Source organism: Pontibacter rufus (assembly GCF_015694705.1).
In the GTDB taxonomy this organism is placed as follows: domain Bacteria; phylum Bacteroidota; class Bacteroidia; order Cytophagales; family Hymenobacteraceae; genus Pontibacter; species Pontibacter rufus.
In genome coordinates this window covers 141,073-154,270 of record NZ_JADQDR010000008.1, presented here as the reverse complement: position 1 = coordinate 154,270, position 13,198 = coordinate 141,073, and the positions used below count along the sequence as shown (strand labels likewise).

The window sequence follows — 13,198 nt, the reverse complement described above, 5'->3', positions numbered from 1 at the left end:
CCATGCTGAAGAACTATCTCAAAATCGCGTGGAAGGTGCTCCTGCGGCGCAAGTTTTTTACCTTCATCAGTCTCTTCGGCATCAGCTTTACGCTGATGGTGCTGGTGGTGGCTACCTCCCTCTTCGACCATGCCTTCGGTCCGCAAATGCCTGAGCAGGAAACCGATAGGTTGCTCTTCGTGAACATGATGCGGGAGCAACACGATGGCGGCTTCTCGTCCAGCGGCCCGCCCAGCTATCACTTTCTCAACAACTATGTCCGCACGCTGAAAACGCCTGAGAAAGTCTCTATCAATTCGATGTTTTTTCAGGTGAATAGCTATATTGATAGCCGAAAACTGGCGCTCGACATCAAGTATACCGATAGGGAGTTCTGGGACATTCTGGACTTCAACTTTCTGGAAGGCAGTGCCTTTACCCGGCAGGATGTGCAAAGCGCCAATCGCGTGGCAGTGATCAACGAAAATACCCGGAAACAGTACTTCGGTGCCGGGCACGCCGTTGGAAAGTACATAGAAGTTGACCAGGTAAAGTATAAAGTAGTGGGCGTGGTGGAAGACGTGCCGGTGCTGCGCCTGCACTCTTATGCCGATGTGTGGGTACCCATCACGCTAAAAAGCCAGGACTTTCATGCTCCCGGGCTGCGAGGCACTTACTTCGCCACCATCAAGGCAGCCAAAGCATCGGACGTCCCCCAAATTAAGGCGGAATACGCCGCTATGTTGCAGCAGGTGGAGGGGCAGCAGCCTGAAAAAAGCACGAAGCTTTACTCCTTTCCCGACACTTTTCTGGAAGGTATGGCCCGCACCTTTCTGGGAAATGGAAAAGAGCCGGGCGTGGGCATCCTGTATGGTCTGTTAACCGCAGTTGCATTTCTGTTCATGCTGCTTCCTGCCATTAACCTGGTCAACATCAACATCAGCCGGATTATGGAGCGCTCATCCGAGATCGGGGTGCGCAAGGCGTTCGGAGCGTCCTCCACCACCATTATCGGGCAATTCCTTGTTGAGAACATCTTCCTGACACTACTTGGCGGCTTACTGGGCTTTGTGCTGTCGGCGGGAGTGCTGTGGCTCATCAACGACAGCGGGCTCATTGTATACGCCAATTTGGGCCTGAACCTGCGCGTTTTTGCGCTGGGCCTGCTGCTTTGCCTTGTTTTTGGATTGATTTCGGGGGTTTACCCTGCTTTTAAAATGTCACGCTTACATGCCGTTGAGGCACTGAAAGGAGGTTCACAATGATACGCCATCTGTTTAAATTAATTTGGAACCGGAAGAAGAGCAACTTTCTGCTGATTACGGAGATTTTTTTCTGCTTCCTGGTGCTGTTCGGTGTTCTGAGCTTTATTGTGTACAATGTGCGCAATTATTCCAGGCCGCTAGGCTTTCAGCATGAGAACGTATGGCTGCTGACGATGCGGCCAAACACCGATTCCACTGCCCAAAACCGGGTTCAGCTGGAACAGGTACTGCAGCGTGTCCGGGCATTTCCGGAAGTCGAACATGCTTCCTTAACCAGCAGCAACGCACCTTTTTCTTTCAGCCAGATGCGGAATCATATGTCTTATGGCAACGTAAAAGACGTGGAGGCAGACGAATATGAGGTGCAGGATGATTTTAAAGCCGTAATGCAACTGCAGGTAAGCCAGGGCCGTTGGTTCGGCTCACAGGACGATGCCTCCCGGTTCGAACCCATCGTTATCAACAGCGTTATGCAAAAGCAGCTTTTTGGAGAAACAAACCCGCTTGGCAAGCGCTTGCCCAAAAACGATTCTGTCAGCTATGAGGTGGTGGGCGTAGTAGATCATTACCGGGGCTACAGTGAGTACGCGGCGGAAGAACCAGCCTTCTTCACGCGCATCAACCTGCAAAAGAACAAAAACGACTTCCGTAACGAGCTCCTGATCCGCGTTAAACCAGGTACGGGTATTAGCTTCGAAGAAAAGATGGTGCGGCAACTCTCCGGCATTGCAAAAAGCTGGACAATAGAAGTATCCACATTGGAAAAGATGCGCCAGAATAAAGCCAAACTGACGCTGATACCTATGCTGGCGTTGGGGCTGATCTGTGGCTTCCTAATCTTCAATGTAGCCTTAGGTCTGTTCGGAGTGCTTTGGTACAATATCAGCCGCCGGAATAGCGAAATTGGTTTGCGCCGCGCCCTTGGGGCAGCCTCCATTCAGATCTACCGCCAGTTCATCGGTGAAGTACTGGTGCTGGCCACGTTTGGGTTGCTGCTTGGCGTGCTGTTTGCGGTGCAGTTTCCGTTACTGCAGGTCTTCCAGGTAGAGTCGGAAGTATACCTGATCGCCCTGATTGGAGCCGTCGTGCTGATCTACCTGCTCACAACCATCTGCGCCCTTTACCCTAGCAGACAAGCTGCAGCCATACAGCCGGCTACAGCGCTGCACGAGGAGTAGGCGGTGCTCCAAACCCGGTAGGTTTTAAAACCTGCCGGGTTTATACTTTTAACTTACCGATTTATACTTCCTGCAAATCAGCTATATTTATACCTGAATCCTGCCCCGCATGATCTTAATCATAGACGACGATATCGCCATACGCGCTTCTCTCAGCCTTTTGCTGAAGCAGCATGCTTTTAAAACCAAAGAGGCGGCTACACCCAAAGAAGCCTTGGAGCTGGCACAATTATACCCGCTCCAGCTCGTGCTGATGGACATGAACTTTTCCATCGACACCACCGGCCACGACGGGTTGCAACTGCTGGAGCAGTTCAAAAAATTATATCCCCAGGTTCCTGTTATACTTATCACCGGCTGGGGCTCTATTAGTTTGGCAGTGGAAGGAATGCGCCTGGGCGCTGCCGATTTTATTACCAAGCCCTGGAGCAACGAGTACCTGCTGCAGTCGGTACGCACTGCCCTCAGCCTGTCGCAGCAAAGTATAAGTTCTGATGAATCGCTCACGCGGCGGAAGCTGGACCAGCAGTACGATTTCAGCAATATAGTTGGCAACAACCCGCAGTTGCTGCAGATCCTCAAAAAAATAAGCCAGATTGCCCCAACCGACGCGTCGGTTTTAATTGAGGGCGAGAGCGGGACAGGCAAAGAGCTGATTGCCGAGGCTGTGCACCGTAACAGCAGTCGCAAAGCGCAACCCTTTGTAAAAGTAAACCTGGGCGGTATTTCCGCAAGTTTATTTGAGAGTGAAATGTTCGGACACAAGCGCGGCGCTTTTACTGATGCCAAAGCCGATCGCGTGGGCCGTTTCGAGATGGCCAACAAAGGCACTATTTTCCTGGATGAGATTGGCGAACTGGACCTCAACAGCCAGGTAAAGCTGCTGCGCGTGCTGCAGGACCGCACCTACGAAGTGCTCGGCGACAGCCGTTCCCGCAAACTGGACATTCGCGTGGTGTGCGCCACCAACAAAGATCTGTCGCAGTTGGTAGAAGAGGGCCGCTTTCGGGAAGACTTATACTACCGCATCAACCTTATCAAAATAAAGCTGCCGGCCCTGCGCGAGCGCCCCGACGATGTGCCACTGCTGGTGCAGTATTTTGTTAACAACCTGAAAAAAACCTATAACCGTCCTGATCTACAGGTAAGTCCGCGGGCGCTGCAGTGGCTGAGCGAACTGCAACTGCCGGGCAATATCCGCGAGCTGAAAAACCTGGTCGAGCGCACCGTCTTGGTAGCCGAACGGGAAGTATTGGAGGCCGAAGACTTTCAGGCGCAGGCACAGCAAAGCCCCGCCAAACCCGGCGACAAAACGCTGCCCGCTGTTGGCACCATGACGCTGGATGAAATAGAAGCGTCTATGATCAGGAAGTCGATGAGCTTTTACCACAACAACATCAGCAAAGTAGCCAAAGCATTGGGCTTAAGCCGTGCCGCCCTGTACCGCCGCCTCGATAAATTCAATATTCCGTATGAACCTGCGGACTAAGTTTATACTTTTTGCGGTGCTGGTACATGCACTGCTGGCGGTGATGGCCTATTTGCTGCTGCAGGAAAATAAATACTTTTTCCTGGGAATGGAGCTGGTTATACTTACCTCAGCCTTCATAACAGCGCAGTTGTACCATTCCTTTTTTCAGCCCCTAAAACTGATACGGGCAGGCATAGAATCTATCAAGGACAAAGACTTTTCGAGTAAGTTTACGGCCGTAGGGCAGCAGGAACTGGATGAGCTGGTAAATGTATATAACCGCATGATAGACCAGCTGCGGCAGGAACGGGTAGCGCAGGCAGAAAAGCATTTCCTGCTCGAAAGGCTTATACAGGCGTCTCCCGCCGGCATTATCCTGCTGGGCTTCGACAACCAGGTGGAAAGTATAAACCCGGCGGCGGAGCGCTACCTGGGGCAGAAAATAGACGATCTGCTGGGAAAACATGTAAGCCAGCTTCCGGAAGCATGGGCCGCGCAACTAAAAGATTTGCAAACCGGTCAGTCAGTCACTTTCCGCATACATGGCACCTGGATTTACCGCTGCCACCGTGCCCATTTCCTGGATAGGGGCTTTCAGCATTACTTTATACTTATAGAAGAACTGACCGAGGCCATACTTCAAAACGAGCGGCAGGCTTATGAAAAAGTTATCCGCGTAATGTCGCATGAGGTAAATAACTCGACTGGCGCGATAAATTCCATACTTGGCTCACTCGGTTTTTATACGCCGCAGCTGTTGCCGGAGCACCGGCAGGAATTTGCGTACGTGCTGCAGGTAGCCACAGAACGCAATGCAAACCTGAGCAGGTTTATGAGCAACTTTGCCGAGGTAGTGCGCCTGCCACAGCCCCGCAAGGAACCTATAGACGTGCATGAATTGCTGAGAAGCCTGCACCGCCTGCTGCAACCGGAACTGGCTAAACGCCAGGTTGCCTGCACCTGGCAACTGGCTCCGCAGCCTTTGATCGCATTACTCGACGGGCAGCAGATGGAGCAGGCATTGCTCAATATTCTGAAAAATGCGATGGAAGCCGCCGGAACAGCAGGTGGCGAGATAAGCATACAAACCTGCCTGTACCCGCCGCAAATCCTTATCTCGGATAACGGATCGGGTATTCCGGAACAGGTACGCCCGCACCTGTTCACCCCGTTTTATACGACCAAAAAGCAGGGGCAAGGCATTGGTTTAACCCTTGTGCGTGATATTCTGGTAAATCATGGTTTTACCTTCTCGCTTACCTCCGGCAACAATAGCTGTACTACTTTTACAATAAACCTGTAACACAAGCCACATCACAGCAAAGTATAAAAACAGCATAATCCTTAAATTAAGTTACTGAACTGTAAAGCGCAACTTCAGGAGTGTGTCAGCATCTGGACACCGACTGTTGGGCTTTCCAGTTATTTGCTAAATAAGTATATAAATTAATATACTGTTACAATGCAGAAAATATTTATATCGAAAAATAATAAATATACTAATTTAATTGTGATCTAAACTTTTATTTAAAAAAATCGTAGCCTTCAGGAACAAGTTATTCAGAAAGTTTATACCTTAGGGCGTATCTAATTCATTATCCCTATGGAATACAATATTATAGTTGCCCCAGATTTAGAATTGCTGGCGAAAGAAGTAGGAGGTTTTATCCCGATGGGCTGGAAACTGAAAGGAGGTATACTGGAGCACACAGAGGGCTTTGCACAGCAACTGGTGCGTAGCCCGCGCGACATTGTACAGTTACAGGCGAAAAGCCCTGCAGTAAAGAAAAGGTTTAAATGGATTGAATAATGCGGTTAAAAAGGTGCCTGAACGCATCGCCTGACAGCAGCCCAGCGGGCTCATGGCGTTTCGCACTTAGCGGCACATTGCGGTAAAAATACTTATCCATGTTTTGTCCCGGCATGGCCTCAGCACACGGTACCAGCCGGAAATAAATACCATTATCAATACAGAACTTTGTTAAACTGTCTACCTGCTCCTCATCTGTCAGGGGCCTGGCATAGTATACTTCGTTGATGTTATGTAGCAGACAGTATGATTTCAGACTCCTGACTGACCCGCGTACCTGATTCGTGTTAAAACCATAGCTATCCGCTTCATCGTCAAAAAAGCCCATGAACCTGGCTTCAGGGTTGTGGCTGAACGTTTGTAAAAGGGAAAGTGCGTTAGGACCGGTTCCGATAATGGCAAAACGCACGTCCACCGCATCTGACTCGGTAAAATAACTAAACCCATGCAGCAACAGCAACCTGCTGAACACTATCAGAAGGGCGGCAGACAAATATGAGTATAACAGCAGCAAACCCGACAAACCAGACAGGTTAAAGATAACTATACAGGCAGCCATTAAAAAACTATGCAGCAGAAAAGCATTAATCAGGTTGCCTTCCTGGTTTCCGCAGGACAGAATGCTTTCAATCCGGAATATAAAACTGGTAAACCCCGAAACCACACACCATAAAAGCGCAAATAAACCAAAGAACATGAAATATTGAGCATCAAGCGCAGGTTCGTTACTCCTTAATAAGTTCGACAAAACAAAAGAGCCAGCTATTATAGTTGTATCCAGCAGCAGCAAAACGGCTTTATCTGTTCTGTAGGAAATGCGATGTTCGTTCATATCAATTAGGTGTACTTACTTTAGACCTTTTAAAGGGTTCCTGCTATTGTTTGCTCAATGTGGCGCTTGCTTTTGAGAAAGAGGCTAAATCTTTGCAGCCCGGTTAAATACGGCTTATATTCAATAAGGTTTATATTATTTATTATAATAATAGTTAGTGTAAGTCTATTTAATATATTTAATTTTTAATATATTAAATAGACAATATTATACATTGCCAGATTTGAAGAATAAAAAAGAGACTTCCGGACAACATATAAGGTTTGTAACACACCTCCCTCAATCGTAACTCCTTTATCCCGCCTATCTGCTTTTATCAGTTGTAAAGCCCTTTTGCAACTCCTTTGTGCCACAGAAATCTATGCAAAACACGTAAAAGTTATTCTTATTCCAAAATTTAGTATAATTCTATTACTTTATAAACAACATACACTTTGATAATACTTTAAATTGTTCACTTCACTGGCATAGCAAAAGGAACTATTATCATCATTAAACGCCTTTACACAAGAGCACGAATTTGGATTATTTTTTATCATTTAACAGAAATATCTTTTATAATAGCATGTATATGTATACTTTAGCAGCCATATTATAGAGTGCAGAATTGATGCAGGCAACTCAGCCTTTAATACTACAGCTTAGATATTTCATAAAAATAAACATTGAAATTATTATAAATATATGAAGCACTTGTACAAGCATCTGGTTTTGCACATTACGGCTACATCAAACTACTGTAAAGCAATAGTTTAGCTTTGGTTAAAGTATAAATTATGCTTGCCCCTGAAACACAACATGTTTCTTTTGCCAGAGCAGGCTTGTTAGAGCCGAGAAATAAGTGATTACAGCAGCAGGCACTTACCCGATTATAAAAATCATCAAATTTTACCGCTTTCAGTCATGCAGCCAGTTTATAAAGGCCTTATGTTGGCAATGCTCTTCCTGTTTTGCATATTTTACGGGAGCAGTGTATTTGCGCAAACGCCGGGAACATGTAACGTAGATGCCAGTATTGAAAACACGAACTATAACAAGAACTTTACCTATTGCAATTTCAGCAACAGCGGTGGCGAGATATCTGTAAAATTCGACTTTAAGAACACCTCCACTACCAAAGCTACCAACAAAAGCTACCACATTGCATGGGGCGATGGCACAGAAAACACGTATGGGCAGGATTTTGATATGGCCAGCCACTCCTACAAAACTACCACCGCCCAAAGTTTTAATCTTGTACTTACGGTAACAGGAATAGATGGCAGTTGCCAGGATATCCAGCAGGAGAAAGTTTTTATCGGCAGCAACCCGGGCATCGGCCTGGAAAACACCGGCGGCAACTTTTCCTGCGCACCGGCTACTTTTGCTTTCAAAGTAACCAGCATCGGCCAGAATCCGCCTTCCACAGAATACGTTTTCCAGTTCGATGATGGCTCCGCGCCTTTTACCCGGACACATGCAGAATTGCTGCAGAACCCCATCATCACGCATACATTCACAAAATCTTCGGGAGACAAAGTTGACGGATTTAAATTATCTGCTACGGCTACCAACGACTGCAGCTACTCGACAAGCAGCTGGAGCGGTATCAGGATATCCACAGGCCCCGTGGCTGACATCGGCGAAACCAAAGTTGGTACCTGCATAAACCAGGAAATTATTCTGGAAGATAAAACCAAAGATGGCTACGATGGCTCCGGCAACACCCTGCCCCACCTCGCGGACTGGGAAGTCAGCCCGGCCACCGGCTGGACTATGACAGAAAATGATGGCATTGTAAAAATCATTTTTACAGAGGCAGGCAAGTATACCGTAAAGCTTTCTGTGTACCCCGAGGATCAGAACTCTACCTGCAGCGGCAGCTCCAAAGAAAAAGAGTTTAACATTGTTGCCCCGCCTACCGCTGATTTTACCCTGCTGCCCTCTCCTGAGAATGGATGCGCTAACAACCTTGTAAGCGTCAGCAACAGTTCTACCGGGGAAAGCATTGTCTGGTCCTGGGCGGTAACGAATGCGAGCGGCCAGGCTGTCAGCGGCTGGGGAAGCTATTCAGGCGGTACCACTGCCAACTCCAAAGAACCAAAATTCAACTTTACCAAGCCCGGCGATTACAAAATCACTTTAACAGCAAATAATGGCTGCGCACCCAGCACCAAATCTCAAAATATCACCATCAAAGGCAAACCTACCGTTACACTGCCTGCCGCACAGGCCTATTGCGATGCCCAAACCATAGCTTTCAATACTGCCAACACAAAGCACAAACCTACTTACAACGCTAATTTTGGCACCATTACAGGGTATAAATGGGTAGTGAATGTAGTTTCAGGCCAGGGCGATTTTGCTTTTGAGAACGGCACGAGCAGCAGCTCCCAGTACCCGGTTATCAACTTTAAAACGCCCGCTGTGTATGAAGTATGGGCCTATGCCATTAACGAGTGCGGACAGTCTTCGGCGCCTGCCAAGCAGAAGATAACGATCAACCCACTTCCCGACATCAGCATAACACCCGGCAAACCCGCCCTCTGCATCGGCGAAAGCACTACATTAACGGCTTCAGGCGCCAGTACCTATACCTGGGCGCCGGCCACAGGCTTGAGCGCCACCACGGGCGCGACGGTTACGGCTAACCCAACGACCACCACCACCTATACCGTAACCGGCAAAAATACCACCACGGGTTGCACCAGTACGGCTACCATAAAGGTTGTAGTCAATCCATTGCCGGTGGTAAGTATAAGTTCTCCGTCTACAGAAATATGCCTGGGGCAGGGTACTGCCACGCTCACAGCTAGCGGGGCCGATACCTATACCTGGTCGCCCGCTACAGGCCTTAACAAAACAGCGGGCAATGTTGTAACAGCCTCACCCGCCACAACTACCACCTATACTGTAACTGGCTTCAACACGCAAACCGGCTGCAGCAACACGGCTACGGTTACCATAACCGTAAACCCTTTGCCGGAGGTAGATGCGGGTCCGAACCGTCCCGTCTGTGACAACCCGACGCCTCTGAAACTACAGGGCAGTCCGGCAGGCGGCACCTGGAGCGGCGAGCATGTGAGCACCGACGGTACTTTTATACCGGCTGGCAAAGGCGATTTTATACTTACTTATACTTACACCAACGCCAAAGGCTGCACCAACTCCGACCAGGTAACCATAACCGTAACCGAGGTAATGGTGGCTGATGCAGGAGAGAAACAAGCCTTTTGCCTTAACAGCGGCCCGCAGGTATTAAGCGGCGCCACTCCGGCGGGCGGCGCCTGGAGCGGCGAGCATGTGAGCCCGGATGGTACTTTTACGCCTTCTGTTGTGGGCACTTTCACGCTTACCTATACGTACTATACCGGCACCTGCTATACTTCAGATGAGGTGGAGATTACCGTAAAGCCGCTGCCGGGCAAACCAAAAGTAACGGATCAGCCGGTGTACGTTTGCTACAATACCGGCGCCACATTACGGGCCGAAATGCCGGAGGCAGGTATAACCGGCACCTTTGCCTGGTATGATAAAGACGGCAAGCCTCTCGGCGCCGGAAGCAGCCTTGAAACAGGACTGTTGAAAACCAGTACCGACTTTTTTGTGGAATTTACCTCCGGCGAAAGCGGTTGTACCAGCGAGCGCAGCAGGATAAGCGTAATCGTAAGACCAGAAATAGCAATGCCGGTTGTTAGCGCTCCTGAGCTATGCGGGCCCAGCAAAGCTATCTTAACAGTTACAGGCACCAACATCCCGACTGTGTATAACTGGTATGACAAGAATGGCACCTTTATTATCAAAGGGGGCAAAACTTATGAGCCGGCATTAGCTGCGCCGGGCGTTTATACTTTCTATGCAGAGCCGGTTGTAGGCGATTGTACCGGCCCGCGCGCCGAGGTAAAAGTAACCGTACTGCAACCGCTGGCAAACAATCTTAATCCGGTGCCAGCGCCTATATGCGCCGGTCAGGAAGTGACTATTTCCGGCACTGCTTCCGGAAGCAAAGGCGTTGCCAGCTATACCTATCGCTGGGAAATCAGCAGCGACGGCACCACCTTCAGCACCCAGACCGGCCTCGACCCCAAACAGGCAACTTATACTTACAAAGCGCCGGCCGATGCCAAAGGAGGCAGTGTCTGGATCAGGAGAACTGTAATTTCTGACAACAAATGTACGTCGGCACCGGCTACTGTTGAAGTGGTGGTACGGCCTGCCCTTGTGAACCAGTTGCAGGCGGTGGCGGCTATTTGCGCCGGCGATGTACCGGCCAGCATCACGGGGCCTGTGAGCGGCGGCAGCGGTGAGCCGTACAAGTATGCGTGGTGGTACAAAACAGAAGGCGGCGTTTATCAGAAAATAGCCGATGCTGATGCAACTTCATCAACCTATCAGCCCAAAGCCTTACAACAATCTATGTGGTACAAGCGTGTGGTTATCTCAGAGCCATGCGCCAGCAGCGAGAGCGAAGTACTGGTAACTGTGCGGCCGGGTATCACGAAGAATACCATCAGCGTAAACCCAGCTATTTATTGCGAGAGAGATGATGTAACCATACCTGGCAGTTTACCGGAAGGAGGCGAAGGAGCAGGCAGCTATACGTATGTCTGGTATGAAATCAAGGCAAATGGTGCTGCTGAAGAAATCGGCAGGGGCAAAGACCTGCAAAACCTCGTGCTCAGGGGCGTTACCGCGTCAGCTACGTACAGGCGTGTAGTCATATCAGGCGCATGTACCGTGCCCAGTACCAGCAATGATGTCAGGATTGAGGTAAATCCTAAGATTGTGAACGTTATTTCCGCTGACCAGGAAATATGTATGGGCAGCACTCCGCTGAAGCTCGAAAGCAAAACTCCGGTTACAGGTGGCGATGGCAGGTATACGTATGTGTGGGAGTATAAAGCAGAGAAAGATCAGAATTTCAAAACTGCTCCCGGCACCTTTAACCTGTCGAACGGTACCTATCAGCCCGGCGCTTTAACGGAAAGTACCTGGTTCCGCAGAAAAGTAACTTCCGGCGCCTGCACCAGCTACTCGCTTCCTGTTTTCATCAAGGTAAACGAACCGCTGGCGAACTACCAGATAAAAGATTCCCAATCGATTTACGAAGGCGACAAACCGGCGCCCTTAACAGACCTGGGCCCGAAACCGGCAGGCGGCGGTAACGGCACCCTCACGTTCCGCTGGGAATACAGCACCGATACAGGCACAAACAAGACATTTCATCCTGCCGATGTGTTTACGGGCAATTATACAGGCAGAGAATTGGTCTTTGAAAAAGGCGTGTACAGCACCACCTGGTTCCGCCGCGTAGTTATGTCGGGCGGCTGCGAGGTTGTTTCCGACCCTGTTGTGATTACCGTGGTAGGTGGCATTAAAAACAACATTATCCTGCAGAGCCAGTCCATCTGCATGGGCAATGTCCCTGATTTGCTAAAAGGCACCATACCCGAAGGTGGCGTGGGCAACCCTACTTACCTGTGGCTGTCGAGCACCGTAAGCGCCGGCAAAGGTTTTGTAACGGCACAAGGGTATAACGGATCGCCCAACAACCGGCAGGATTTCCAGCCCGGCGTTATCAACCGCGCCACCTGGTTCCGGCGCCTGGTTACGACGGGTGCTTACAAAGATACCAGCGAAGCCGTGTTGATAACCGTAAACCAGCCGCTGAGCAACAACAAGATACTGGCGGTCGCCAGAACCATTTGCGCCGGCGATACGCCCGATGTGCTTACTGCTTCCACGCCAACCGGCGGCAGCGGTGCGCCTGCTTATATGTGGGAATACAGCGCTACCCGCGACGGTATTTATAAAGCAGCGCCGGGCGCCAACAACAAGCAGGATTACAGCCCTTACCCGCTCACCGAAACAACCTGGTTCCGCCGCGTCGTAACGTCCGCCTCCTGCGGCTCTCTGGTAAGTGACCCGGTAGAAATCCGTGTACTGCCACTGCCCCTGGCACCTGTTGCTGCCAATGCCGCTATCTGCGGCGGCCAGAGCGCTACCCTTACCGCCAAAGCCCAGGGCGGCGGCACGCTGGAGTGGTATAGCAGCGCTGCCGGCGGCAAGCTTCAGGGCACCGGCAGTACTTTTACGACGCCAGTTTTAGACCACACCACTACTTTTTATGTGCAGGAGGCACAGTCATGCAGCGGTCCGCGCACAGAAGTAACGGTAACCGTATCGGAAGCTACGGCCTATGCCGGCGAGGATGTAACTGTAGTAATGGGCCGCAGCGCAGAACTGCAAGGCAGCGGTGGCCTGACCTATCGCTGGTCGCCGGCGGCAGGCTTGAGCAACCCCGACATTGCCAATCCTGTGGCTACACCCGAGGTAACCACCACTTATACCCTGACGGTGGTAACAGCAGGCGGCTGTACTTTCACGGATGAGGTAACGGTAACGGTGCTGCCTTTTGTGGACGTGCCAAACACTTTTACTCCGAACCGCGACGGCATCAACGACACCTGGGAAATTGCCAACATCGAGAAATACCCGAACTGCCAGGTACAGGTGTTTAACCAGTGGGGCAACATGGTGTTCAGCTCCACCGGCTATGGCGAAAAGTGGGATGGCCGGTACCAGGGCAAAGAGCTGCCGCTTGCTACCTACTACTACATCATCCACCTGAACAATACAGAGAAACCGCTTTCGGGCAGTGTAACCATTGTTAAATAAAGAGGT

The 13,198-nt window shown here is 50.1% G+C and carries 7 protein-coding genes; 6 read left to right on the top strand and 1 reads right to left on the bottom strand.

The window, feature by feature from the left end:
• The first annotated feature begins 2 nt into the window (after nucleotides 1-2).
• From I2I11_RS14525 to I2I11_RS14505, 5 genes are all read left to right on the top strand, one after another.
• The gene (locus tag I2I11_RS14525) at nucleotides 3-1,244 is read left to right on the top strand and encodes an ABC transporter permease (protein WP_196268454.1); all 1,242 of its coding nucleotides are present in this window, start codon (nucleotides 3-5) and stop codon (nucleotides 1,242-1,244) included.
• The gene (locus I2I11_RS14520; RefSeq protein ID WP_196268453.1) at nucleotides 1,241-2,422 is read left to right on the top strand and encodes an ABC transporter permease; all 1,182 of its coding nucleotides are present in this window, start codon (nucleotides 1,241-1,243) and stop codon (nucleotides 2,420-2,422) included. The genes I2I11_RS14525 and I2I11_RS14520 overlap by 4 nt, the downstream gene beginning before the upstream one ends.
• A gap of 109 nt (nucleotides 2,423-2,531) precedes the next feature.
• Nucleotides 2,532-3,911: a sigma-54-dependent transcriptional regulator gene (locus tag I2I11_RS14515; protein ID WP_196268452.1), complete on the top strand. Its 1,380-nt coding sequence runs from the start codon at nucleotides 2,532-2,534 to the stop codon at nucleotides 3,909-3,911.
• On the top strand, nucleotides 3,895-5,196 hold the full coding sequence (locus I2I11_RS14510) for a sensor histidine kinase (RefSeq protein WP_196268451.1): 1,302 nt from the start codon (nucleotides 3,895-3,897) through the stop codon (nucleotides 5,194-5,196). The genes I2I11_RS14515 and I2I11_RS14510 overlap by 17 nt, the downstream gene beginning before the upstream one ends.
• 300 nt (nucleotides 5,197-5,496) lie before the next feature.
• Complete coding sequence (locus I2I11_RS14505; protein ID WP_196268450.1) at nucleotides 5,497-5,703, top strand: hypothetical protein; 207 nt, start codon at nucleotides 5,497-5,499, stop codon at nucleotides 5,701-5,703.
• Here the strand turns inward: I2I11_RS14505 and I2I11_RS14500 are convergent.
• Nucleotides 5,687-6,535, bottom strand: coding sequence for a nucleoside-diphosphate sugar epimerase/dehydratase (locus tag I2I11_RS14500; RefSeq protein ID WP_196268449.1), 849 nt, complete (start codon nucleotides 6,533-6,535; stop codon nucleotides 5,687-5,689). The genes I2I11_RS14505 and I2I11_RS14500 overlap by 17 nt on opposite strands.
• A gap of 927 nt (nucleotides 6,536-7,462) precedes the next feature.
• Here I2I11_RS14500 and I2I11_RS14495 point away from each other — a divergent pair.
• Entirely contained in the window at nucleotides 7,463-13,192 is a 5,730-nt protein-coding gene (locus I2I11_RS14495) for an Ig-like domain-containing protein (protein WP_196268448.1), read from the top strand.
• Nucleotides 13,193-13,198 lie beyond the last annotated feature (6 nt).

Excerpts from the sequence above, each read along its gene's own strand:
- I2I11_RS14520 (WP_196268453.1), top strand. The coding sequence starts at position 1,241 with ATGATACGCCATCTGTTTAAATTAATTTGGAACCGGAAGAAGAGCAAC.
- I2I11_RS14525 (WP_196268454.1), top strand. The coding sequence starts at position 3 with ATGCTGAAGAACTATCTCAAAATCGCGTGGAAGGTGCTCCTGCGGCGC.
- I2I11_RS14510 (WP_196268451.1), top strand. The coding sequence starts at position 3,895 with ATGAACCTGCGGACTAAGTTTATACTTTTTGCGGTGCTGGTACATGCA.
- I2I11_RS14505 (WP_196268450.1), top strand. The coding sequence starts at position 5,497 with ATGGAATACAATATTATAGTTGCCCCAGATTTAGAATTGCTGGCGAAA.
- I2I11_RS14495 (WP_196268448.1), top strand. The coding sequence starts at position 7,463 with ATGTTGGCAATGCTCTTCCTGTTTTGCATATTTTACGGGAGCAGTGTA.
- I2I11_RS14500 (WP_196268449.1), bottom strand. The coding sequence starts at position 6,535 with ATGAACGAACATCGCATTTCCTACAGAACAGATAAAGCCGTTTTGCTG.
- I2I11_RS14515 (WP_196268452.1), top strand. The coding sequence starts at position 2,532 with ATGATCTTAATCATAGACGACGATATCGCCATACGCGCTTCTCTCAGC.